18 protein-coding genes and 1 pseudogene are annotated in these 22,728 nt (G+C 72.7%); 11 read left to right on the plus strand and 8 right to left on the minus strand.

Translation table 11 applies throughout. The features are described 5' to 3' along the window. The first annotated feature begins 98 nt into the window (after window positions 1–98). From ACFPP6_RS21535 to ACFPP6_RS21545, 3 genes are all read left to right on the plus strand, one after another. Complete coding sequence (locus tag ACFPP6_RS21535; RefSeq protein ID WP_382044812.1) at window positions 99–1,361, plus strand: LolA family protein; 1,263 nt, start codon at window positions 99–101, stop codon at window positions 1,359–1,361. 66 nt (window positions 1,362–1,427) lie between these two features. Beyond that, complete coding sequence (locus ACFPP6_RS21540) at window positions 1,428–2,387, plus strand: ABC transporter ATP-binding protein (RefSeq protein ID WP_382044815.1); 960 nt, start codon at window positions 1,428–1,430, stop codon at window positions 2,385–2,387. Continuing rightward, on the plus strand, window positions 2,374–3,267 hold the full coding sequence (locus ACFPP6_RS21545) for an ABC transporter permease (protein WP_382044818.1): 894 nt from the start codon (window positions 2,374–2,376) through the stop codon (window positions 3,265–3,267). Before ACFPP6_RS21540 ends, ACFPP6_RS21545 begins: the two co-directional genes overlap by 14 nt. A gap of 192 nt (window positions 3,268–3,459) precedes the next feature. Here the strand turns inward: ACFPP6_RS21545 and ACFPP6_RS21550 are convergent, their stop codons facing one another. The 8 genes from ACFPP6_RS21550 to ACFPP6_RS21585 all read right to left on the minus strand — a co-directional run bounded on the left by ACFPP6_RS21550 (window position 3,460) and on the right by ACFPP6_RS21585 (window position 15,467). Next, the gene (locus ACFPP6_RS21550; RefSeq protein WP_382044821.1) at window positions 3,460–4,827 is read right to left on the minus strand and encodes a M28 family metallopeptidase; all 1,368 of its coding nucleotides are present in this window, start codon (window positions 4,825–4,827) and stop codon (window positions 3,460–3,462) included. A gap of 121 nt (window positions 4,828–4,948) precedes the next feature. After that, window positions 4,949–6,046 (minus strand): EamA family transporter RarD, encoded by a 1,098-nt coding sequence (rarD, locus tag ACFPP6_RS21555; protein WP_382044824.1) that lies wholly within the window; start codon window positions 6,044–6,046, stop codon window positions 4,949–4,951. 301 nt (window positions 6,047–6,347) lie between these two features. Then, entirely contained in the window at window positions 6,348–8,318 is a 1,971-nt protein-coding gene (locus tag ACFPP6_RS21560; RefSeq protein ID WP_382044827.1) for an APC family permease, read from the minus strand. Between the two features lie 125 nt (window positions 8,319–8,443). Then, a complete protein-coding gene (locus tag ACFPP6_RS21565; RefSeq protein ID WP_382044830.1) occupies window positions 8,444–9,493 on the minus strand; it encodes a 2-oxoacid:ferredoxin oxidoreductase subunit beta in 1,050 nt (349 codons plus the stop codon). After that, window positions 9,486–11,480 carry a 2-oxoacid:acceptor oxidoreductase subunit alpha gene (locus ACFPP6_RS21570; RefSeq protein WP_382044833.1) on the minus strand — a complete coding sequence of 665 codons (1,995 nt, stop codon included), beginning with the start codon at window positions 11,478–11,480 and terminating at the stop codon, window positions 9,486–9,488. Before ACFPP6_RS21570 ends, ACFPP6_RS21565 begins: the two co-directional genes overlap by 8 nt. Window positions 11,481–11,765: 285 nt before the next feature. Continuing rightward, window positions 11,766–12,425 carry a response regulator transcription factor gene (locus tag ACFPP6_RS21575; protein WP_281394828.1) on the minus strand — a complete coding sequence of 220 codons (660 nt, stop codon included), beginning with the start codon at window positions 12,423–12,425 and terminating at the stop codon, window positions 11,766–11,768. Between the two features lie 190 nt (window positions 12,426–12,615). Further along, window positions 12,616–13,956, minus strand: coding sequence for a sensor histidine kinase (locus ACFPP6_RS21580; protein WP_382044837.1), 1,341 nt, complete (start codon window positions 13,954–13,956; stop codon window positions 12,616–12,618). A 218-nt stretch (window positions 13,957–14,174) separates the two neighbouring features. Then, window positions 14,175–15,467, minus strand: coding sequence for a sensor histidine kinase (locus tag ACFPP6_RS21585; protein WP_382044840.1), 1,293 nt, complete (start codon window positions 15,465–15,467; stop codon window positions 14,175–14,177). A gap of 153 nt (window positions 15,468–15,620) precedes the next feature. Between ACFPP6_RS21585 and ACFPP6_RS21590 the strand changes: the two genes are divergently transcribed. The 8 genes and pseudogenes from ACFPP6_RS21590 (at window position 15,621) to ACFPP6_RS21625 (ending at window position 22,726) form a co-directional block, all read left to right on the plus strand. Continuing rightward, window positions 15,621–16,031 carry an NADH-quinone oxidoreductase subunit A gene (locus ACFPP6_RS21590; RefSeq protein WP_382044843.1) on the plus strand — a complete coding sequence of 137 codons (411 nt, stop codon included), beginning with the start codon at window positions 15,621–15,623 and terminating at the stop codon, window positions 16,029–16,031. After that, window positions 16,001–16,630 (plus strand): NADH-quinone oxidoreductase subunit B, encoded by a 630-nt coding sequence (locus ACFPP6_RS21595; protein WP_382044846.1) that lies wholly within the window; start codon window positions 16,001–16,003, stop codon window positions 16,628–16,630. The genes ACFPP6_RS21590 and ACFPP6_RS21595 overlap by 31 nt, the downstream gene beginning before the upstream one ends. Next, a pseudogene (locus ACFPP6_RS21600) lies at window positions 16,627–17,829 on the plus strand (NADH-quinone oxidoreductase subunit C); the annotation flags it as partial. The gene ACFPP6_RS21595 and the pseudogene ACFPP6_RS21600, both read left to right, overlap by 4 nt. Before the next feature lie 419 nt (window positions 17,830–18,248). Next, on the plus strand, window positions 18,249–19,214 hold the full coding sequence (locus tag ACFPP6_RS21605) for a complex I subunit 1/NuoH family protein (protein WP_382044849.1): 966 nt from the start codon (window positions 18,249–18,251) through the stop codon (window positions 19,212–19,214). Next, window positions 19,214–19,801, plus strand: coding sequence for a NuoI/complex I 23 kDa subunit family protein (locus ACFPP6_RS21610; protein WP_382044852.1), 588 nt, complete (start codon window positions 19,214–19,216; stop codon window positions 19,799–19,801). The genes ACFPP6_RS21605 and ACFPP6_RS21610 overlap by 1 nt, the downstream gene beginning before the upstream one ends. Then, window positions 19,798–20,379, plus strand: a complete 582-nt coding sequence (locus tag ACFPP6_RS21615) for an NADH-quinone oxidoreductase subunit J family protein (protein ID WP_382044855.1) — start codon at window positions 19,798–19,800, stop codon at window positions 20,377–20,379. Before ACFPP6_RS21610 ends, ACFPP6_RS21615 begins: the two co-directional genes overlap by 4 nt. Further along, window positions 20,379–20,738: an NADH-quinone oxidoreductase subunit NuoK gene (gene nuoK / locus ACFPP6_RS21620; protein ID WP_382044858.1), complete on the plus strand. Its 360-nt coding sequence runs from the start codon at window positions 20,379–20,381 to the stop codon at window positions 20,736–20,738. The genes ACFPP6_RS21615 and nuoK overlap by 1 nt, the downstream gene beginning before the upstream one ends. Next, the gene (locus ACFPP6_RS21625) at window positions 20,735–22,726 is read left to right on the plus strand and encodes an NADH-quinone oxidoreductase subunit 5 family protein (RefSeq protein ID WP_382044860.1); all 1,992 of its coding nucleotides are present in this window, start codon (window positions 20,735–20,737) and stop codon (window positions 22,724–22,726) included. Before nuoK ends, ACFPP6_RS21625 begins: the two co-directional genes overlap by 4 nt. Window positions 22,727–22,728: the final 2 nt, after the last annotated feature.

The following is a 22,728-nucleotide window of genomic DNA, read 5'->3' on the forward strand; positions in this document are numbered from 1 at the left end:
TCCCCGCTCCGCCACCGAGCGGCCGGGCTCACAATGAGCTCAGGGGGTGGCGAGTGCACGACACGTCGAGACCGCCGCCGACGACGGAGGTAGAGGACATGGCACGCAACGAACCGACCCACGGCACCGACGGGGCGGCCGGCGCCGGGGAAAGCGCCGGGCGGGCACCGGGCCGCCGCAAGGCCGTCCGCTACGCCGTCCCGGTCGCGGTGGCCGGCGTCGCCGCGGCATCGATCGGGATCGGCACGGCGCTCGCGAACAGCGGCGACCCCGACCTGCCGAAGATCAGCGCGCAGGACCTCATAGCCAAGGTGGCGAAGTCGGACGCGCAGCAGCTGTCCGGCACCGTCAAGATCACGACCGACCTCGGCCTGCCCTCGATGCCCGAGGGCCTCTCGTTCGGCGACGGCGGGGGCGGCAAGGCCGCGGGCCACGGCCCGGCCGGCAAGGGCGAGGGGGCGGACGCCTCGCCGCAGGCCAAGCTCACCGAGCTCGCCTCCGGCACGCACACCCTGCGCGTCGCCGCCGACGGCCCCGACAAGCAGCGGCTGTCGATCGTGGAGCGCGCCGCGGAGTACAGCCTGATCCGCAACGGCGACCAGGTCTGGGCGTACGACAGCAAGAGCAACACCGTCCACCGCTCGACCGCCCCCAAGGACGCGAAGGGCGGCAAGGAGGCCCCCGAGGAGCTGCGCGGGGCCTCGCCGCAGGACCTCGCCAAGAAGACGCTCGCCGCCGTGGACGACTCCACGTCGGTGTCGGTGGACGGTACGGCCAAGGTCGCCGGCCGGGACGCCTACCAGCTGGTCATCAAGCCCAAGCAGGCCGAGTCGACGGTCGGCGCGGTGCGCATCGCGGTGGACGCGAAGAACGGCGTGCCGCTGAAGTTCACGCTCGCCCCGAAGGGCGGCGGCAAGGCCGTCGTCGAGGCGGCCTTCACCAAGGTCGACTTCTCCAGGCCGGCCGCGGACACCTTCGCCTTCACCCCGCCGAAGGGCGCCAAGGTCACCGAGGACAAGGACGCCAAGGGCGGCAAGGCCGGTGCGGACGACCGGAAGAAGGGCCTGGACGAGTCCGGCCTGTCCGGCATGAACGTGATCGGCAAGAGCTGGACGTCGATCGCCGAGTTCAAGGCGCCCGGGGGCGTGGGGCCGGGCGCGGGCGCCAAGGGTGCCAAGGGCGGCAAGGACGCCGGTCCGGCCGGTGCCCTGCTGGACGGCCTCGGCAGCAAGGTCTCGGGCTCCTTCGGCTCGGGCCACGTCTTCAGCACCCGCCTGGTCAACGCCCTGGTCACGGACGACGGAAAGGTCTACGTGGGCGCCGTCACCAAGGACGCGCTGGTCAAGGCCGCGTCGAAGTAGCACGCCCGGCGAAGCAGTACGCAGGGCGAAGCAGTACGTACAGCGGATCACAGGCAGGGAGGCCCCATGGAGGAGCTGTCCGCCGCCGGGGAACCGGCGATAGCCACCCACGCGCTCACCAAGCGCTACCGGGGCGGGCAGCTCGCCGTCGACCGGCTCGACCTCGTCGTGCCGCGCGGCAGCGTCTTCGGCTTCCTGGGCCCCAACGGCTCCGGCAAGACGACGACCATCCGGATGCTCATGGGGCTGATCGAGCCGACCTCCGGCGTCGCCCGCGTCCTCGGCGAGGAGATGCCGGGGGCCGGGCGGCGCGTGCTGCCCCGGGTGGGCGCGCTGATCGAGGGGCCCGCCCTCTACGGCTTCCTCAGCGGCCGCGACAACCTCGTGCGGTTCGACGCCGCCGACCCCACGGCCGACCCGCGCACCCGCAAGGCCCGGGTGGACGCCGCCCTGGACCGGGTCGGGCTGGTCGCCGCGGCGGGCAAGAAGGCCCGCGCGTACTCCCTGGGCATGAAGCAGCGCCTGGGCCTGGCCGCGGCCCTCCTGCAGCCGCGCGAGCTGCTGGTCCTGGACGAGCCGACCAACGGCCTCGACCCGCAGGGCATGCGCGAGATCCGCGCCCTGGTGCGCGGCCTCGCCTCCGAGGGCACCACGGTCTTCCTCTCCTCGCACCTGCTCGACGAGATCGAGCAGGTGTGCACCCACGCCGCCGTGATGGCCCAGGGCCGCCTGCTGACCCAGGGCACGGTCGCCGCACTGGCCTCCTCGGCGCGCGGCAGGCTGGCCGTCACCACCCCCGACACGGCGGAGGCCGTCCGCGTGCTCAAGGAACAGGGCGTGAACGACCTCACCGTCGACGACGACCGCGTCACCGGCGAACTGCCCGCCGTGGCCCGGGAGCTCGCGGACCTCAACGCCGCGCTCGTCCGCGCGGGCGTCCGCGTGCGCTCCTTCGGCACCGAACGCGCCTCCCTGGAGGACGCCTTCGTCGCACTCACCGGAGAGGGATTCGATGTCGCAGGCTGAGGCCGTACCGGCAGCTCCGGCCGCCGCTGCGAGGCGCGCTCCCAGCCCGCTGTGGGCGCTGTCGCTCTTCCGCAGCGAGGTGGCGACGGTGTTCCGGCGGTGGCGCACGCTCGCGCTGCTGGGCGTGCTCGCGGCCGTGCCCGTGCTGGTGGGCATCGCCGTGAAGATCGAGACGCAGGACGGCGGATCGGCCGGCCAGGGGGGAGCGGGCCCGGCGTTCATCAGCCAGGTCACCAACAACGGCCTCTTCCTGGTCTTCACCTCGCTGGCCGCGACGCTGCCCTTCTTCCTGCCGATGGCCATCGGTGTGATCGCGGGCGATTCCGTCGCGGGCGAGGCGAGCTCGGGCACGCTGCGCTACCTGCTGGTCGCGCCCGCGGGCCGCACCCGGCTGCTGCTCGTCAAGTACGCGGCGACGCTGACGTTCTGCTGCGCGGCGACGCTGACCGTCGCGGCCTCCGCACTCGCCGTCGGGGCGCTGCTCTTCCCGCTGGGGGACGTGACCCTGATCAGTGGGGTGACGGTGTCCTTCGGGGAGGGGCTGCTGCGGGCGCTGGCGGTCGCGGGGGCGGTGGCGCTGTCGCTCGTGGGCATCGCGGCGCTCGGGCTGTTCGTCTCCACGCTCACCGGCAGTGGGATCGCGGCGATGGCCACCACCGTGGGCCTGCTGATCACGGCGCAGATCCTGGACCAGTTCCCGCAGCTGCACGCGATCCAGCCGTACCTCTTCCCGCACTACTGGCTGAGCTTCGCGGACCTGCTGCGCGCCCCCGTCTACTGGGACCAGCTGCTGGACAACCTCGGGCTGCAGGCGCTGTACGCGGCCGTGTTCGGCTCGGCGGCGTGGGCGCGGTTCACGACGAAGGACATCACGGCCTGAGAGGGCCTGTGGAGGGGCCCGCACAGGGGCTGGCGCAGGGGCCTGTGCAGGGGCCTGCACAGGCCGTGCGGGGCCCGGGCCGCCCGTGGTGAGGGGTGCGGGCCCGGGAGGTCTGTGACGGCCTCCCGGGCCCGCGTGCGGGGTTGTGCCCTCAGTGGTCTGCGCCGGGGCGGCAGGGCCGGATCAGCCGGATCAGAAGGTGAGCTTCCAGCCGTCGACGCGCCCGGTGTCCTGCGCGGCGATGTCCTGGACGCGGAGCTTCCACGTCCCGTTCGCCGTCTCCCCGGAGGCGTCGACGGTGTACGTGGCGACGACGTCGTCCGCGGAGTCGTTGCCGCTGGAGTCCTTCAGCCGGTACGCCTTCCCGCTCGGCCCGACGAGGTCGACGACCAGGTCGCCGCGCCAGGTGTGCTTGATGTCGACGGAAGCCTTGAGGGCGGACGGCGCGTTGCCCGTGAGGCCGGAGACCGTCAGGGGCGACTCGACGGCCGCTCCTCCGTCGGGGATGGCGAGCTGCGACTTGCTCTCGAAGATCTTCCCCCCGGGCGGGTTGGTGGTGCCGCCGCTCAGCGTCCACACCGCGCTCGCGATGGCGTCGGTGTTGGTGTCGAGCGCCTTGTCGCTGATGTTCGCCGAGGTGTCGCAGGACGAGTGGTAGCAGCGGTCGAAGGGCTGGCCGGCGGTGCCGCCCCACTTCTGGGCCTGCGCGGCGGTCTTGCGGTAGTCGGCGCCGCTGAAGAGGCCGCCGACGGGGATGCCGACCCGCTGGAAGGGGGCGTGGTCGGAGCGGCCGTCGCCCTCGGTGTCGATCTCGGTGGCGATGTTCTTCGCGGCGAACCAGTTCTCGAAGAGGGCCTTGAGGTTCTGATCGTAGCCGTAGACGAAGTAGCCGGGGTTCGGCGAGCCGATCATGTCGAAGTTGAGGTACGCGTCGATCTTCCCGCGCTCGGCGGCCGGGAGCTGGTTGACGTAGTGGTTCGAACCGCGCATGCCGAGCTCCTCCGCGCCCCACCAGCCGAACCGCAGGTGCTTGGCGGGCTTGTAGCCCTCGCGGGCCACGGCGAGCGCGGTTTCGAGGACGCCGGCCGAGCCGGAGGCGTTGTCGTTGATGCCCGGCCCGGAGGAGACGGAGTCCAGGTGGGCGCCGGCGAAGACGACGTGGTCCGCGTCGCCGCCGGGCCAGTCGGCGATCAGGTTGTAGCCGGTGGCGCCGCCGGTGGTGAACTGCTGCACGGTGGTGGTGAAGCCGGCCGCGTCCAGCTTGGACTTCACGTAGTCGATCGACGCCTTGTAGCCGGGACGGCCGTGGGCGCGGTTGCCGCCGTTGGCGGTGGCTATGGACTGCAGTTGGGCGAGATGCGCCTTGACGTTGGCGACGGGTATGTCGGGTCCGGCGGCGGCGACCGGACGGGCCGTGGCGGCGGTGGGAACCGCCAGGGCCGGGCCGGAGGCCGCGCCGAGCAGGGTGGCCGCGAGGGCCGCACCGGTGGCCAGGAGGGCGCCGGTGCGGGATCTTCGGGGTCGTGAGGGCTGCAGGGTGGGACCGCTGAGTTCAAGCATGGGGGGCTCCCAACTCATTTTGACGTGGGCATGATGTTGAGGGCGCCCCGAAAGAGCGTCAAGGGCGGATTTCGGACAGGGGACACCGGTTTCCGGATATCGGGCGGGTCCCCAGGGGTCCTTACTGGCCCTGAGCTGTGACTTCTGGTGCCTGTGGGGTAGTTGTGACTTCTGTGTTAACGATGGCGGCGGTGCCCGTCGTGCCTGCCGCGCTCGCTCCACTTGTCGCCCCCGCCACGGCGGCCCGTGCCGCCCGCAGCTCGGCCCGCGCCCTGCGCGCCGTCCGCAGCGCGTCCCACGTCAGCACGGCCAGCGCCAGCCACACGAGCCCGAAGCCCACCCAGCGCTCGGCCGGCATCCCCTCGTGGAACACCAGCAGGCCCAGGGCGAACTGGAACGTCGGCGCCAGGTACTGCACCATCCCCACCACCGACAGCGGCAGCCGCACCGCCGCCGCGCCGAACAGGATGAGCGGCACCGCGGTGATCGCCCCCGAGCACATCAGCAGCGCGGTGTGCCCCGCGCCCTCGCTCACGAACGTGCTGTGGCCCGTCGCCCCAAGGAACACCAGGAATCCCAGCGCCGGAAGGAACTGCACGGCCGTCTCCGCCGCCAGCGACTCCAGCCCGTCCAGGCCCACCTGCTTCTTGACCAGGCTGTACGTACCGAACGTCGCCGCGATCGAGAGGGCGATCCACGGCGGCTTGCCGTAGGCCACCGCCAGCACGAGGACCGCGGCCACGCCGACACCGACCGCCGCCCACTGCGCGGCCCGCAGCCGCTCCCGCAGGACCACCACGCCGAAGGCGATGCTGACGAGGGGGTTGATGAAGTACCCCAGTGACGTCTCCACGACGTGCCCGGAATTGACGCCCCAGATGTAGATCCCCCAGTTCACGGAGATCGTCGCCGCGCACAGCGCGATCATGCCCAGCCGGCGGGGCTGCCGCAGCAGCGGGCGTATCCACGCCCAGCGCCGCGTCACGACGAGCACGACCACCACGGCGGCCAGCGACCACACCATGCGGTGCGCCAGGATCTCGACGGGGCCGGCCGCGTCCAGGAGCGGCCAGTAGAGGGGGAAGAGCCCCCAGATGCCGTAGGCGGCGACGCTGCAGATGAGGCCGGTGCGGGATTCGCTGCGGGGGTCACTGCGGGGGTCACTGCGGGGTTCACTGCGTGATGGCGGTGCGGGTGGTGATGCGGGTGATGCGGGCATGGTCCCCTCCAAGGCATGGTGCGACCTTGCGAAGGTAACCGAGGCGGGCTCGGCACCGCCGGGTGCGCCGGTGGGGGTTGCACGCCGTCGCGGCGGGAGGGATTCCCCTGACCCACCCCTTCCCGAAACCGGGGCGCTGCCCCGGACCCCGGGGGCGGGCACGGGAATCCGGAGCGGGCGCCCTGGCCCTGGGGGTCCGGGGCCCGCCCCAGGAAACGGTGAAAGGGCGGTACCGGGGCCCCTCCTCCCGCCGCGACGGCGAGCAGCCCACCGCTTCGTACCCGGCGGTGCCGGGCCTGCCTCAAGGCGTGCGTGACCGCATCCGCGCCATCGCCGCGGTCACATCGAACGGCACCACCGTCACCGCCACATTCGGCAGGTGCTGCAACGTCTTCGCCAGCTCGTCCCCGGAGTCCGTGTGCAGCAGCGCGGCGAGCGGGCGTGCGTACGTCCGGCGGGGGACGAGGAGCGTCAGGGCGGTCGTCCCGTCGGCCGTGTCACGTGCGGCGAGCGCGGCGACGGCGTGCCGCAGCCGCCGGTCCGGGCAGTCGACGAGTTCCAGCGGCACGTCCGTCCCGGGCAGTTCCTCCCACCGCGCGGCCAGCCGCCGCGCCCGCGCCTCGTCGATGACGAAGTGCACGGCCCGCACTTCGTCCGGCCGCAGCTCGTGCGCGTACCGCAGCGCCTTGACGGCGGCGAGGTCGAGCACGTCGACGAGGACGTACACGAGGTGCCGCCGCCAGCGCGGCTCGGCGGCTCCGCTGAGGGGCGGCATGGTCTCCAGGGCGGCGGCTTCCTCGCGGTACTCGCGGTTGATGCGGATGAGCGCCCACACGCCGATCGGGAAGACCACGACGACCAGCCACGCGCCCTCGGTGAACTTCGTGATCGCGAAGATCACGACGACCAGGGCCGACACCACGGCCGCCACGAGGTTCACCCCCGTCCTCCAGCCGCGTTCCCGCCGCCGCCAGTAGTGGGCCGTCATCCCGGCCGCGGCCATCGTGAAGCCCGTGAAGACGCCGATCGCGTACAGGGCGACCAGCTTGTCGACGTTGGCGCCGGTGACCAGCAGCAGCGCGAGGGCGACGACGGTCAGGGAGATGATCCCGCTGGAGAACGCCAGCCGGTGCCCGCGCCGCGTCAGCTTCCGGGGCAGGAAGCGGTCCTCGGCGACGAAGCTGGCGAGGAAGGGGAAGCCGGTGAAGGGCGTGTTGGCGCCGGTGTAGAGGATGAGCGCGGTCGCCAGCTGCACGAACACCAGCCCGGCCGTGCCCGCCCAGCCGTCGCCGAAGACGAGGTGGGCCTCCTGGGCGATGACGGTCGGGTTGCCGTCCACGTAGGGGACGGCGTGCGTGTAGTGGGCGAGGGTGGAGACGCCCAGCACCATGACGCCGAGGACGCAGCTCATGACGGTCAGCGTCCGCCGCGCGTTGACGCCCTGGGGCGGGCGGAAGGCGGAGACGCCGTTGGAGATGGCCTCCAGCCCCGTCAGCGAGGAACCGCCGTTGGCGAAGGCGCGCAGCACCATGAAGAGGGAGGCGCCGTAGAGCCAGCCGCTGCCCTCCCGGCCGAGCGGCACGACGCCCGGGGCGTGCAGGTCGGTGTGCGGGAGCCCGCCGTCCAGTGCCCGTAGGAGGCCGACGACCAGCAGGAGCGCGATGGCGAGCATGAAGAGGTACGCGGGCGCCGCGAACGCCCGTCCCGCCTCGCGGATCCCCCGCAGATTCCCGTACATCAGCAGCACCACCATGGCCGCGGTGATGGGCAGCTTGAGGTGGTCGATGCCCGTGTACCCCTCGCCCGTGAGGTGGGCCAGGGAGATCAGCGCGTCGGTGCCGGCCGCGGTCTGGACGGCGACCGTGACGATGTAGTCGACGAGGAGCGCGACGGCGGCGATCTGGGCGACGCGCGGCCCGAAGTTCTCCCGCGCGACGACGTACGACCCGCCCGCGCGCGTGTACACGGACACCACGTCGCGGTACGAGAGCGTCAGGAGCAGCAGGACGAGCAGGATCGCGCCGGTCACCGGCATCAGCAGGGTGAACGCGGCGACACCGGCGACGGGCACGAGGATGCGCAGCATCTCCTCGCTGCCGTACGCGGTGGAGGAGATGCAGTCGGAGGCCAGCACCCCGAGCGCCATGGGGTTGCTGAGCTTCTCCTGGGAGAGCTGTTCGGTGACCAGGGGCGGCCCGAGCAGCCGGCACTTCACGCGGTAGGCGAGCCGGTCGCGGATGGGGGGAGAGAGCGTGGCATCGGGGTCGGCCATGCCCCCCATGAGAGCGGGCGAGCGGCGGAGGGGGCGTCAGACGCCCCCGGACGGGCCGGAAATCAGCCCGTCCGAGCGCCTCGGCTCACCTGTCCGGCGATCTGCCCGGTGGCCCGTCCGACGGCCTATCCGACGACCGTCCAGGTGTCGTTCCCGGCCAGCAGGGCCGTCAGGTCGCCCTTGCCCTTCTGTTCGATCGCCGCTTCGAGCTGATCGGCCATCTGGGTGTCGTAGACCGGCCGCTCGACGCTGCGGAAGACACCGATCGGCGTCTGGTGGAGGGTGTCGGGGTCGGCGAGGCGGGAGAGGGCGAAGGCCGTCGTCGGGGACGCGGAGTGGGCGTCGTGGACGAGGACGTCGGCCTCGTTCTCCGGAGTGACCTGAACGACCTGCAGGTCGCCGGTGGCCGCGTTGCGCACGACCCCCTTGTCGTTCTCCGCGCCGAAGCGGATGGGTCGGCCGTGCTCCAGGCGGATGACGGCTTCCTTGGCCTGGTCGCGGTCCTTCAGCGGCTCGAAGGCGCCGTCGTTGAAGATGTTGCAGTTCTGGTAGATCTCGACCAGGGCGGTGCCGGGGTGTTCGGCGGCCTGCTGCAGGACCTCGGTGAGGTGCTTGCGGTCGGAGTCCACGGTCCGCGCCACGAACGAGGCTTCCGCGCCGAGGGCGAGGGAGACCGGGTTGAAGGGCGCGTCCAGCGACCCCATCGGTGTGGACTTGGTGATCTTGCCGGTCTCGGAGGTGGGGGAGTACTGGCCCTTGGTCAGTCCGTAGATCCGGTTGTTGAACAGCAGGATCTTGAGGTTGACGTTGCGGCGGAGGGCGTGGATGAGGTGGTTGCCGCCGATGGAGAGGGCGTCGCCGTCGCCGGTGACGACCCAGACGGAGAGGTCGCGGCGGCTGGTGGCGAGGCCGGTGGCGATGGCCGGGGCGCGCCCGTGGATGGAGTGCATCCCGTAGGTGTTCATGTAGTACGGGAAGCGGGAGGAGCAGCCGATGCCGGAGACGAAGACGATGTTCTCTTTGGCGAGGCCGAGTTGGGGCATGAAGCCCTGGACGGCGGCGAGGATCGCGTAGTCGCCGCAGCCGGGACACCAGCGCACTTCCTGATCGGACTTGAAGTCCTTCATGGACTGCTGGGCTTCGGCCTTGGGCACCAGCTTCAGTGCCTCAGTCATCGATGGCCTCCTTGAGCACGGTGGCGAGCTGCTCGGCCTTGAACGGCATGCCGCTGACCTGGGTGCAGGAGCGGACGTCGACCAGGAAGCGGGCCCGCAGGAGCGTGGCGAGCTGGCCGAGGTTCATCTCCGGCACGACGACGGTGTCGTAGGTCGTGAGCACGTCCCCGAGATTGGCCGGGAAGGGGTTGAGATGGCGCAGGTGCGCCTGCGCGACGTGGCCGCCTTCCGCGCGGACGCGGCGGACGGCTGCGGTGATCGGTCCGTAGGTCGACCCCCAGCCCAGGACCAGCGTGCGGGCCTGCCCGGAGGGGTCGTCGACGGTGAGGTCCGGCACCGCGACACCGTCGGTCTTGGCCTGGCGGGTGCGGACCATGAAGTCGTGGTTGGCGGGGTCGTAGGAGATGTTGCCCGTGCCGTCCTGCTTCTCGATCCCGCCGATCCGGTGCTCCAGCCCCGGCGTGCCCGGCACCGCCCACGGGCGGGCCAGGGTCTGCGGGTCACGCTTGTAGGGCCAGAACACCTCCGTGCCGTCGGCCAGCGCGTGGTTCGGACCGGTGGCGAACTGCACCCGCAGGTCGGGCAGTTCATCGGGCTCGGGGATGCGCCAGGGCTCGGAGCCGTTGGCGAGGTAGCCGTCGGAGAGCAGGAAGACGGGGGTGCGGTAGGTCAGGGCGATCCGGGCCGCGTCCAGTGCCGCGTCGAAGCAGTCCGCGGGGGTTTTCGGGGCGACGATGGGCACCGGGGCTTCGCCGTTGCGCCCGTACATCGCCTGCAGCAGATCCGCCTGCTCGGTCTTCGTGGGCAGGCCGGTGGAGGGCCCGCCGCGCTGGATGTCCACGATCAGCAGCGGCAGCTCCAGCGAGACCGCCAGCCCGATCGTCTCCGACTTCAGCGCCACGCCCGGCCCCGACGTCGTCGTCACCGCCAGCGCGCCACCGAACGCCGCACCCAGCGCGGCGCCGATACCGGCGATCTCGTCCTCCGCCTGGAACGTCCGCACGCCGAAGTTCTTGTGCCGCGACAGCTCGTGCAGGATGTCCGAGGCCGGGGTGATCGGGTACGAGCCGAGGTAGAGCGGCAGGTCGGCCTGGCGGGCGGCGGCGATCAGCCCGTAGGACAGGGCCAGGTTCCCCGAGATGTTCCGGTACGTGCCCGCGGGGAACGCGGCCGTCGCCGGAGCCACCTCGTACGAGACGGCGAAGTCCTCGGTGGTTTCGCCGAAGTTCCAGCCGGCGCGGAAGGCGGCCACGTTCGCCTCGGCGATCTGCGGCTTCTTCGCGAACTTCTTCCGCAGGAACGCCTCGGTGCCCTCGGTCGGCCGGTGGTACATCCACGACAGCAGACCCAGCGCGAACATGTTCTTGCTGCGCTCGGCCTCCTTCCGGGACAGCCCGAAGTCCTTCAGCGCTTCGATCGTCAGCGTCGTCAGCGGCACGGGGTGGACGTTGTAGGCGTCCAGGGTGCCGTCGTCCAGCGGGCTGGTGTCGTAGCCGACCTTGGCCATGGCCCGCTTGGCGAATTCGTCGGTGTTGACGATGATCTCCCCGCCCCGCGGCACGTCCGCCAGGTTCGCCTTCAGTGCGGCGGGGTTCATCGCCACCAGCACATCGGGGGCATCCCCCGGCGTGAGGATGTCGTGGTCGGCGAAGTGCAGCTGGAACGAGGACACGCCCGGCAGGGTCCCGGCGGGGGCGCGGATTTCGGCCGGGAAGTTCGGCAGGGTGGAGAGGTCGTTGCCGAACGAGGCGGTCTCGGAGGTGAAACGGTCACCCGTCAGCTGCATGCCGTCCCCGGAGTCACCCGCGAAACGGATGATCACCCTGTCCAGCCGGCGCACCTCCTTGGCGGAGGCGGCCCCTTCGGCGGGGTCGCGCTGCGCGGTGAGGGGCGGCGACGCCTGTCCCGCGCTCGGCGGGGCGGCGGCCCCGCCCGGCTGCTCGGCTGGTTCGGCCTGTTCGGCCGGGCTGCTGACCTGGCTGGTCACTGCTTCGGACCTCCCTCTGGCGGCGGCGCGCACACGGTGGTGCCCGACCGGCGTTCCCACGGGCCATCGTACGTGGGTAAGGGCTGCCTACCTGGGATGGATCACAAGAGGAAGCGGGGCATACAGCTTCCGCTTGTCCGGGTATGGGGCGGTTTATCCGCCCTCTGGGCGACGCCCGCCCCGCACCCGTCCCGTGCCCGCCCTCTAGGTCTTTCGTGCTAGGTCCTCGCGCGGCCGCCCCCTCCCACCAGGGCGGCTGCCCATCGCTGACGAGGCGTCAGATGATCAGGAGCGGAGGTAGGTCAGCACGGCCAGCACGCGCCGGTGATCCCCATCACTAGGGGAAAGCCCAAGCTTCAGGAAGATGTTGCTGACGTGCTTCTCGACCGCTCCGTCGCTCACCACCAACTGCTTGGCGATGGCCGAATTCGTACGCCCCTCCGCCATCAGGCCGAGCACCTCCCGCTCGCGCGGAGTGAGCCCCGCGAGCACGTCCTGCTTCCGGCTGCGGCCCAGCAGCTGGGCGACGACCTCGGGGTCCAGCGCGGTGCCGCCGCGCGCCACCCGCACCACCGCGTCCACGAACTCGCGGACCTCGGCCACCCGGTCCTTGAGCAGGTAGCCCACGCCCGTGCTGCTGCCCGCCAGCAGCTCCGTCGCGTACTGCTCCTCCACGTACTGCGACAGGACCAGCACGCCCAGGCCCGGGTGCTCCTTGCGCAGCTGCACCGCGGCGCGCACGCCTTCGTCCGTATGGGTGGGCGGCATCCGTACGTCCGCCACGACCACGTCCGGCAGGGCGCCCTCGTCCGCGAGCTCCCTGATGGCCTTGATCAGCGCCTCGCCGTCGCCGACGCCGGCCACGACGTCGTGGCCCCGGTCGGTCAGCAGCCGGGTCAGGCCCTCCCGGAGGAGCACCGAATCCTCGGCGATGACGACTCGCACCCTGTCCTCCACGACCTGTGGTCCCCCCGCGCCGGCAGCATGTGACGCGCTAAGCATGTCACGCAGGGAGCCGGCCCCGCCGCCGGACGACGGGGCCGGCCGGGGGGCCCGGACGGCGAGCCCGGGCGACGAGTCCGGACGCCGAGTCTGGGCGGCGGTCCGTACGACGGGGCCGGGCGGACCCGGCGGCTCAGCCGCGCCAGGGCAGCTCCGCGGTGACCGTCGTCGGCCCGCCCTCGGGCGAGTCGACCACCAGCAGGCCATCGACCGAGTCCAGCCGCTCCGCGAGCCCGGCCAGCCCGGTGCCCCCGGCTGTGGACGCCCCGCCGCGGCCGTCGTCCCACACCTGGAGCATCAGGCGGCCCCCCGAGTGCCACATGTCCACGCGGGCGCTGCGGGCGCCGCTGTGCTTGCTGATGTTCTGCAGCAGCTCGGAGACCGTGAAGTACGCGATGCCCTCGATGGCCGCCGCGGGCCGCGCCGGCAGGTCCACCTCGGCCTGCACCGGCACCGTGCAGCGGGCCGCCAGCGCGGACAGGGCCGGGCCGAGGCCCCGGTCGGTGAGGATCGCCGGGTGGATGCCGCGGGCCAGGTCGCGCAGCTCCTGCAGGGCGAGCTTCACCTCGCCGTGCGCGTCGTCGACCATCCGGGCGGCCGCCTCCGGGTCCTCCTCCAGCTTCTCCTTGGCCAGGCCCAGGTCCATGGCGAGGGCGACGAGGCGGGCCTGGGCGCCGTCGTGCAGGTCGCGCTCGATGCGGCGCAGGTCGGCGGCGGCGGTGTCGACGACCACGCCGCGGTCCTCCTCCAGCTCCCACATCCGCTCGGCGAGCCGCGACGGGCCGAGCAGGCCGCTCACCAGCAGCCGGTCGACGGAGGCGAGGCCGCGGATCACCCAGGGGGTGGCCAGGACCACGAGCAGGCCGGCGGCGCAGGTCACGCCGATCTCGAAGGGGTTGTCGACGAAGAGGCCCGCGCCGTGCTCGGAGTCGCCGCCGAACTGCATGCCCGGCTGGCCCCACCACTCGGGGTACATCCACCAGTACGCCGGATAGAGGAACAGCAGCCAGCCGACCGACCACATCACGACCGAGACGGTGAACGCCCCGATCGCCCACGGCAGGTGCAGCACCGCGTAGAGCACGTGCCGCCAGGACACGCCGCTCTTGAGGAGCGCCCCGACCCAGGCCATGAGGCCCGGCGGGCCGTTCCGCGGCCGCACCGGCTCGGGCTCGCTGATCTCCAGCTTCAGCAGGACCCGGGCGCGGGCCCGCTCGGCGGCGCCCAGCGCCCGTACGCCGACGAGCGCGGCGGCCAGCACCGGCACGCCCACGAAGGTGATCAGCAGGGCCATGCCCGCCGTCGTCATCGTCACCGCGAACGAGAAGGTGAGGACCGCCATCGGCAGGCTGAGCAGGAGGTAGAGGAACTCGCGCCAGGTGCGGCCCTCCAGGGGCGCGCGCAGTACGGCGGGCACCCGGTGGTGGGCCCGGCGGGCCTCCGCCCGGCCGTAGTCCCCGTAGTCCATGGCCATGTCGTCGTCCGATCTCCTGGGTCGCGGTGGTTGCTCCGTACCTCAAGGCTCGCGGAGGCCGGGTGCCCCGGACCATGGAGCGGGTAGGTGTTCCGGGGGTGGGGCTGTCCCTACCCCCGGCCTGCGGGAAGAGGGCTGCCGGCCCGGAGAGCGAAGAGGGCGCCCGGTCCGGAGCACGAAGAGGGCGTCCGGCCGGGAGAACCCGGAGAAGCCGGCTCTCAGCCCGCCGTGCGTTCGCGCCAGGGCAGCTCCGCCGTGACGACGGTCGGGCCGCCGGCCGGCGAGTCCACCTCGAACAGGCCGTCGACCGAGCCCAGCCGCTCCGCGAGCCCGGCCAGCCCGCTGCCCGAGTCCGTCGAGGCGCCGCCGCGGCCGTCGTCGCGCACCTGGATCAGCAGCCGCCGGTCCTTGCGCCACAGCTCGACCTCGGCGGTCCGCGCCCGGCTGTGCTTGCTGATGTTCTGCAGGAGCTCGGAGACCGTGAAGTACGCGATGCCCTCGATGGCCGGTGCGGGCCGCTCGGCCAGGTCGACGGAGACGGACACCGGCACGGTGCAGCGCGCCGCCACCGACGACAGGGCCGCGTCCAGACCACGGTCCGTGAGGACGGCCGGGTGGATGCCGCGGGCCAGGTCGCGCAGCTCCTGCAGGGCGAGCTTCACCTCGCCGTGCGCCTCGTCGACCATCCGCGCCGCCGCCTCCGGGTCCTCCAGCACCTTCTCCTTGGCCAGGCCCAGCCCCATCGCCAGCGCGACGAGACGGGCCTGGGCGCCGTCGTGCAGGTCGCGCTCGATGCGGCGCAGGTCGGCGGCGGCGGTGTCCACGACCACGCCGCGGTCCTGCTCCAGCTCGGCGATGCGCCGCTCCAGCTCGCTGGAGGGGCTGAGCAGGCCGCGCACCATGGCGCGGTCCAGGTTCGTCATGCCGCGCGCGGCGAGGCCGAGGACCGGCCAGCCGACGAAGAGCAGGCACAGCGTGAGGACGAAGGTGAGGATGCCCCAGGGCAGCCGGATGAAGCCGTAGAGGGTGGTGCGCCAGGCGACCGGGTCCTTCAGCGTCGTCCACAGCCAGGGGAAGAAGCCCCGGCCCCGCTGCTGCCGGGAGAGCCGGCTCGGCTCCTCGATCCGCAGCCCCAGCAGCGCCCGCGCCCGTCCGCGTTCCAGTCCGCCGAGCGCCCGCGCGCCCATCAGGCCCACCGCGAGCAGGGGCAGGCCGATCACCGTGAGGGACGTCAGGACGCCCGCGTAGAGCCACAGGGACACGTAGACGAAGCCGACGAGCGCCTCCGGCAGGTTGAGCAGGAGGTGCGCGACCTCCTTCCACGTCCGGGCGTCGAAGGCGAAGCGGGCGGGGGGAAGCCGGTCACCGCAGTCGGCCTCGTCCTTGGAAGCAGAGCTTCCGGTGATATGTGATGTTTGTGGTGTATGAGATGTGTGCGAAGTATGCGATGTGCTCGACGTACTGTTCGACGTACTGTCCGACGGGCTTCTCGCGGCACTGCTGGCGGTCATAAGCCCAAGCCTGCACGGCCTCCACGGGCCTCCGCCATGGGGGCCGTGGGTGGGGAAGGGTGGGGATAACCCCACCAGGGCCTAGACTCCCGTGCGTACAGAACGTCGAACACGCAGGACAGGGAGCGAGGGGCGGACGTGCCGGAGGCGACCGTGCGCAGTAGTGCCGATGCCCATGCCGCTGTCCCACTGGCCGCGGACTACTTCCAGAGCTATTCCGTGGTGGGGCTGCTCGCGGTCGTCGGGGTGCTCTTCGTCGCCGTGGCCTTCGGGGCCGGGCGGCTGCTGCGGCCCGTCGTGCCGACGCCCGAGAAGCTGCTGACGTACGAGTGCGGCGTCGACCCCGTCGGCGAGGGCTGGGCCCACACCCAGATCCGCTACTACGTCTACGCCTTCCTGTACGTGATCTTCGCGGTGGACTCGATCTTCCTGTTCCCCTGGGCGACGGTGTTCGCCGCGCCGGGCTTCGGCGGAGCCACGCTCGTGGAGATGTTCGTCTTCCTCGGCTTCCTCGCCGTGGGCTTGTTGTACGCATGGAAGAAGGGCGTCCTGGAGTGGACGTGACACCGGTGGACCTTCCCGAGCCCCGTCGGCTCGGCCCGCTGGCCAGGCTGGCCCCGGAGCCGATGAAGGTCGTCCTGAACTGGGGACGCCGCTACAGCCTGTGGGTCTTCAACTTCGGGCTCGCCTGCTGCGCGATCGAGTTCATCGCCGCGTCCATGGCGCGGCACGACTTCATCCGGCTCGGCGTGATCCCCTTCGCGCCCGGCCCGCGCCAGGCCGACCTGATGATCGTCTCCGGCACGGTGACGGACAAGATGGCGCCCGCCGTCAAGCGGCTCTACGAGCAGATGCCCGAGCCCAAGTACGTGATCTCCTTCGGTGCCTGCTCGAACTGCGGCGGCCCCTACTGGGACTCGTACTCGGTCACCAAGGGCGTCGACCAGATCATCCCCGTCGACGTCTACGTGCCCGGCTGCCCGCCGCGGCCGGAAGCGCTGCTGCAGGGGATCCTGAAGCTGCAGGAGAAGATCGCGCGGGAGTCGCTCGGCGAGCGGTACGGCTCCGCCGGCGGTGCGGGGGCGTCCGCCGCCGCGCTGCGCAGCGGGCTGGTGACGCCGCCGCCGGCACCGGGGGCCGCGCCGGAGGAGACGGACCGATGACCGAGCCGACGCCCGAGTCCGTGCCGGAGTCCGTGCCGGAGGCCGCTCCCGAGCCCGTTGCCGACCTCGCCGTCGGCTGGCTGCCGGCCGGAGTGATCGCGCTCTTCGGCGAGGGCGCGGCGGCCGAGGAGACGTACGAGCTGCTCACGGTCGACGTCCCGGCCGAGCGGTGGATCACCGCCCTCGAAACGGCCCGGGACCGGCTGGGCTGCACCTTCTTCGACTGGCTGAGCGCCGTGGACGAGCCCGGTACGGGCTTCCGCGTCTGCGCGCACCTGGCCGCGCTGCCGGGTGCCCTGCCGGGCGGGGGCGAGGGCATGCGCCGCCTGCTCCTGCGCACCACCGTGCCGCACGAGGCGCCTGCGCTGGCCACGGCCGTCGGCGTCTACGCGGGCGCGGCCTGGCACGAACGCGAGACCCACGAGATGTTCGGCATCGACTTCCCGGGCCACCCGCACCTCGCCCCGCTCCTCCTCCCGGAGACCTTCGAGGGCCACCCCCTGCGCAAGGACTTCGTCCTGGCGGCGCGGGTGGTCAAGGCCTGGCCCGGCGCCAAGGAGCCGGGGGAGGGGGCGGAAGGCGGCCCCAAGCGGCGCCAGATGCTCCCCCCGGGCGTCCCCGACCCCAACGAGTGGGGCCCCCTCAAGGGCCAGCTCCCCCCTGCCCCCGCCCGCCCGGCCCGCACCCCCCGCGCCGCCGGCGACCGCCCGGTCCGCCGTACCCGCACCACGGCAGAGGGCTCGGCAAGCCGGCCGGAGGCCGGGGCTGCCCCGCGCCGCGCCCGCACCGCGGCGGAGGGCTCCGCAAGCCAGCCGGAGGCCGGGGCTGCCCCGCGCCGTACCCGCACCGCGGCAGACGGCTCGGCGAGCCAGACGGAGGCCCCGGCCCCGCGTCGCGCCCGCACCGCGGCCGACGGCTCCGCAAGCCAGCAGGGCGCAGAGCCCGCCCCGCGCCGTACCCGCAGCGCGGCCGACGGCTCGGCGAGCCAGGCGGAGGCCGGGCGCCCCGCCGACACGGGGGAGAAGCCGCGCCCCCGCTCCTCCGACGCCCCCTGGCACCACGCCCGCCCGGCCTTCGAAGAAACCCCGAAGCCCAAGCCGGACGAGCCCCCGACAGCACCGACCTCACCCCCCGACGAGCCCCCTTCCGGCACCCCCGAGCAGGCCCCGCCCGGCGAGGCCGAGCCGCGCACCTCTTCCCGCCGCGACGGCGCCGAGCCCGAGCGTCGGGATCCGGCGGTGCCGAGCAGCCCCGCTGACGAGGAGGCCCCCGGCGCAGCCGGAGAGGCCCCGGGCACTCCCGAACCCGGCGGCGAGCCGCGTACTCCCTCCCGCCGCGACGGCGCTCAGCCGGAGCACCGGGACCCGGCGGTGCCGAGCTCACCTGCCGATGGGACGCCCCCCGGCGCAACCGAGCAAGCCCCGTCCGGCGAAGCCGAGCCGCGCACCTCTTCCCGCCGCGACGGCGCTCAGCCCGAGCGTCGGGATCCGGCGGTGCCGAGCGGCCCCGCTGACGAGGAAGCACCCGGCGCAGCCGAGCCCCCCGAGCCCGGCGCAGCCGGACGCGCCGGAGACGGTGAGCCCGAGAACGACACGAACCCCGCCGGAGGCGACCCCGCATGAGCGACACACTCGACGTCGTCCTGCGCCTCCTCGCCGTCTTCGTCGCCTTCCTCGTGCTGCCCCTGGTCGTCGGCCAGACCGAGCACAAGGTGATGGCGCACATGCAGGGCCGCCTCGGCCCGATGTACGCCGGTGGTTTCCACGGCTGGGCCCAGCTCGTCGCGGACGGCGTGAAGTTCGCGCAGAAAGAAGACATCGTCCCCGCGGGCGCGGACCGGCGGATCTTCCAGCTGGCGCCGGCCGTCGCCCTCCTCCCGTACCTCCTGGTGCTGGTGGCGATCCCGGTCGGACCGGGCAACGCCGTGGGCCAGGCGGTCGACGCGGGCATCTTCTTCGTCCTGGCCGTGATGGGCGTGGGCGTCCTCGGTTCGCTGATGGCGGGCTGGGCGTCCGCCAACAAGTTCTCGCTGCTGGGCGGCCTGCGCACCGCGGGCCAGCTGATGGCGTACGAACTGCCGATGCTGCTGACCGCGGCGAGCGTGGCCATGGCGGCGGGCACGGTCTCGCTGTCCGGGATCGTGGACGCGTTCCAGTGGTGGTGGGTGCCGTGGCAGATCGTCGGCGCGGTCGTCTTCTTCGTGGCGGGCCTGGCCGAGCTGCAGCGTCCGCCGTTCGACATGCCGGTGGCCGACTCCGAGATCATCTTCGGTGCGTACACCGAGTACACGGGCCTGCGCTTCGCACTGTTCCTGCTGTCCGAGTACGCGGGCATCGTCGTCCTGTGCGGCCTGACCACGGTCCTGTTCCTCGGCGGCTGGCACGGCCCGTTCGGCGCCGACGGCATGGGCTGGGTGTGGACGCTGCTCAAGACGGCCGTCCTGGCCTTCGTCGTGATCTGGCTGCGGGTGACCTATCCGCGCCTGCGCGAGGACCAGCTGCAGAAGCTGGCCTGGACCGTCCTCATCCCCCTCGCCCTGGCGCAGATCGCGCTGACGGGCGTCGTCAAGGTGGTGACCCAGTAATGGGCCTTCCCGGTTCCGGCCTCGCCAAGGGCCTGGCCGTCACGCTCCGCACGATGACGCGCCGCGCGCACACCGCGCAGTACCCGGACGTGCAGCCCGAGCTCCCGCCGCGCACCCGCGGCGTGATCGGGCTGTTCGAGGAGAACTGCACGGTCTGCATGCTGTGCGCCCGGGAGTGCCCGGACTGGTGCATCTACATCGACTCCCACAAGGAGACGGTGCCCCCGGCCGCCCCGGGCGGCCGCGAGCGCAGCCGCAACGTCCTCGACCGCTTCGCGATCGACTTCTCGCTGTGCATGTACTGCGGCATCTGCATCGAGGTGTGTCCCTTCGACGCGCTGTTCTGGTCGCCGGAGTTCGAGTACGCCGAGACCGACATCCAGGACCTCGTCCACGAGCGCGACAAGCTCCGCGAGTGGATGTGGACCGTGCCGGAGCCGCCCGCGCTGGACCCGGCGGCCGAGGAGCCGAAGGAGATCGCGGCGGCCCGCAAGACGGCGGAGAAGCTGGCCGCGCAGGCGGAACAGGAAAGGCAGGAGCAGGAGAAGCAGGCGCAGGAGCAGCAGGAGAAGGAGGGAGACGCATGACCGGGCACGGCGCAATGACGCTCGCCGCGAGCACGGGCGCGCACGGCTTCCTCTCCCCGACCGGCGTCGAGATCGTCTTCCTCCTCGTCGGCCTCGTCACCCTCGGAGCGGCCGTCGTCACCGTCACCACCAAGCAGCTGGTGCACGCCGCCCTGTGGCTGGTCGTCGCCCTCGGCGGGCTGGCCGTGGAGTACCTGCTGCTGACGGCGGAGTTCATCGCCTGGGTGCAGGTCCTGATCTACGTCGGTTCGGTGGTCGTCCTCCTCCTCTTCGGCCTGATGCTCACCAAGGCCCCCATCGGCCGCTCCCCGGACGCCGACTCCGGCAACCGCTGGGTCGCCCTCGGGGTCGCCGTGGCAGCGGCCGCCGCCCTCGTGTGGGTGGTCGCCGACGCCTTCCGCACGACCTGGATCGGCCTGGACGGCGACGCCCCCCAGGGCACGACGAAGGTCTCGGGCGAGATCCTCTTCCGGCACTGGGTGCTCCCCTTCGAGGCCCTGTCCGTCCTGCTGCTGGCCGCGCTCGTCGGCGCGGTGGTCCTCTCCCGCAGGAAGAGCCGGGAAGGGGCGCAGCGCTGATGCACCTCGTCTACCCGGCCGTCCTGGCCGCCCTCCTCTTCTGCACGGGCCTGTACGGCGTCCTCGCCCGGCGCAACGCGATCCTCGTCCTGATGTCCGTCGAGCTGATGCTCAACGCCGTCAACCTCAACCTGGTCGCGTTCGACGTGTGGCTGCGCGACGAGCTGCACGCCGGCCAGGCGCTGACCCTCTTCACCATCGCCATCGCCGCCGCGGAGATCGGCATCGGCCTGGCGATCGTGCTGCAGGTCCACCGCAACCGCGGCACCTCCGACGTCGACCGCCTGCGCGACCTGCGCGACGACGCACCCGACACCGATCGCGCAGACCGCGAGGAGAAGGCCGAGGCCGCCGCGTGAGCACCACGACCACCGCCGTTCTCGTCCCCCTGCTGCCCTTCCTCGGCGCCCTCGCGGGCCTGCTGACGGGCCGCCGCGCGCCCGGCTTCGTCCGCCCCCTGGCCGTCCTGCCGACCGCGGCCGCCGCCGTCCTGGCCGTCGTCGTCGCCTGGCGGCAGGGCGGCGGCGAGGCGCTGGACGCCGCCACCCGCCTCACCCCGACCGGCTCCGTGCCGATCGACCTCGCCCTGCACCTCGACGGCTTCGCCGTCCTCGTCGCGGTCCTGGTCGGCGTCGTCGCCACCTGCGTCCAGGCCTACTCGACGGCCTACCTGCGCGACGACCCCCGCTACCCCTCCTACGCCGCCCTCGTCTCCCTGTTCACCGCGGCCATGCTGCTCGTCGTCTACTCCGGCGACCTCATGGTGCTGCTGGTCGGCTGGGAGATCATGGGCATCTGCTCGTACTTCCTGGTCGGGCACTACTGGGAGACCGAGGCCGCCCGCACGGCCTCCCTCAAGGCGTTCCTGGTCACCAAGCTCGGCGACGTCCCCTTCCTGATCGGCATCCTCGCGCTGGCCGCCGACGCCGGGACGTTCCGGATCAACGGCATCCTCACCGCCGTCGGCTCCGGGGACATCGACCACCCCACGCTGATCGCGCTGCTGCTCCTGGCCGGCGTCGCTGGCAAGTCCGCGCAGTTCCCGCTGCACACGTGGCTGCCCGACGCGATGGCCGGCCCCACGCCGGTCTCCGCGCTGATCCACGCCGCGACGATGGTCGCGGCCGGCGTCTACTTCATCGCCCGGCTCCTCCCGCTCTTCACGGCCTCCGCGGCCGCGCTCGTCGTGCTCGCCGTGATGGCCGCGGTCACGATGGTCGGCTCGGCGCTCGCCGCCCTCGCCCAGGACGACATCAAGCGCGTCCTCGCCTACTCGACCGTGGGCCAGCTCGGCTACATGACCGGCGCCCTCGCCGTCGGCAACCGCAGCGCGGCCGTCTTCCACCTCGTCTCGCACGGCGCGTTCAAGGCGCTCCTGTTCCTCGGGGCCGGCGTGATCATCCACGCCGCCGGCACGAACTCGCTGGCCGCCATGGCCCGCATGGGCGGCCTCGCCAAACGCATCCCCGACGCGTACTGGACGATGACCGTCGCCCTCCTCGCGCTCGCCGCGATCCCCCCGTTCAGCGGCTTCTTCTCCAAGGAGGCCGTCCTCGGCGCGGCCGAGCACGCCGCCGAAGGCGACGCCACGGGCATCCCGGGCGCGGCAGGCTGGCTCGTCCTCACCGCGGGGCTCCTCACGGCGCTCCTCACCGCCGCCTACGCGTGCCGGCTGTGGCTGATGGCCTTCCGCGGCAAGGGCACCGAGGCCCCGGACCACGGCAGGCAGCCCGCCGCCATGAACACCGTCCTGTGGATCCTGTTCCTCCCCACCCTCGGGCTCGGCCTCGCCGCCGGGAAGCTCCCCGACTGGTTCGACGGCGGATCGCTCACCCCGACGCTCACCACCTCCGTCCTCTCCACCGGCTGCGCCCTCGCCGGCGCGATCGTGATGTACGCGGCCTGGCGCCGCACCGTCGTGCTCGCCGCCCGCACCCCCCTCGGTGCCGTGGCCGCCGACCCGGACGCGGCCCCCTACGTCTCCGAGGAGGAGACCATCGCCACCCACGAGGCCGCCTACGGCGACATCGCGGCGGCACCCGACCCGGCCGACCCCGGCCGGGCCCTCCTCGGCCCCCTGCACCGCCACGCCGCGTCCGGCTTCCACCTGGACGCCGTCTACTCGGCGCTGTTCGTCCGGCCCACGCGCGCGGCCGCCCGCCTCGCCCAGTTCCTCGACCGCGAGGTCGTCGACGCCTACGTCCGCGGAGCGGGCACGGCACCCCGCCTGCTCGGCGCGGCCGTCCGCCGCGCCCAGACCGGCAACGTGCAGACCTACCTCAGCGCCCTGCTCGCCGGCTCCGTCGTCCTGGCCGTCGCCGCCGTGCTCGTAGCCACCGGAGCCTGACC

It is taken from the genome of Streptomyces aureoversilis (assembly GCF_042657885.1).
Taxonomy (GTDB): domain Bacteria; phylum Actinomycetota; class Actinomycetes; order Streptomycetales; family Streptomycetaceae; genus Streptomyces; species Streptomyces aureoversilis.

Excerpts from the sequence above, each read along its gene's own strand:
- ACFPP6_RS21535 (WP_382044812.1), top strand. The coding sequence starts at position 99 with ATGGCACGCAACGAACCGACCCACGGCACCGACGGGGCGGCCGGCGCC.
- ACFPP6_RS21540 (WP_382044815.1), top strand. The coding sequence starts at position 1,428 with ATGGAGGAGCTGTCCGCCGCCGGGGAACCGGCGATAGCCACCCACGCG.
- ACFPP6_RS21545 (WP_382044818.1), top strand. The coding sequence starts at position 2,374 with ATGTCGCAGGCTGAGGCCGTACCGGCAGCTCCGGCCGCCGCTGCGAGG.
- ACFPP6_RS21550 (WP_382044821.1), bottom strand. The coding sequence starts at position 4,827 with ATGCTTGAACTCAGCGGTCCCACCCTGCAGCCCTCACGACCCCGAAGA.
- rarD (WP_382044824.1), bottom strand. The coding sequence starts at position 6,046 with ATGCCCGCATCACCCGCATCACCACCCGCACCGCCATCACGCAGTGAA.
- ACFPP6_RS21560 (WP_382044827.1), bottom strand. The coding sequence starts at position 8,318 with ATGGCCGACCCCGATGCCACGCTCTCTCCCCCCATCCGCGACCGGCTC.
- ACFPP6_RS21565 (WP_382044830.1), bottom strand. The coding sequence starts at position 9,493 with ATGACTGAGGCACTGAAGCTGGTGCCCAAGGCCGAAGCCCAGCAGTCC.
- ACFPP6_RS21580 (WP_382044837.1), bottom strand. The coding sequence starts at position 13,956 with ATGGCCATGGACTACGGGGACTACGGCCGGGCGGAGGCCCGCCGGGCC.
- ACFPP6_RS21585 (WP_382044840.1), bottom strand. The coding sequence starts at position 15,467 with ATGACCGCCAGCAGTGCCGCGAGAAGCCCGTCGGACAGTACGTCGAAC.
- ACFPP6_RS21595 (WP_382044846.1), top strand. The coding sequence starts at position 16,001 with ATGGAAGAAGGGCGTCCTGGAGTGGACGTGACACCGGTGGACCTTCCC.
- ACFPP6_RS21605 (WP_382044849.1), top strand. The coding sequence starts at position 18,249 with ATGAGCGACACACTCGACGTCGTCCTGCGCCTCCTCGCCGTCTTCGTC.
- ACFPP6_RS21610 (WP_382044852.1), top strand. The coding sequence starts at position 19,214 with ATGGGCCTTCCCGGTTCCGGCCTCGCCAAGGGCCTGGCCGTCACGCTC.
- ACFPP6_RS21615 (WP_382044855.1), top strand. The coding sequence starts at position 19,798 with ATGACCGGGCACGGCGCAATGACGCTCGCCGCGAGCACGGGCGCGCAC.
- nuoK (WP_382044858.1), top strand. The coding sequence starts at position 20,379 with ATGCACCTCGTCTACCCGGCCGTCCTGGCCGCCCTCCTCTTCTGCACG.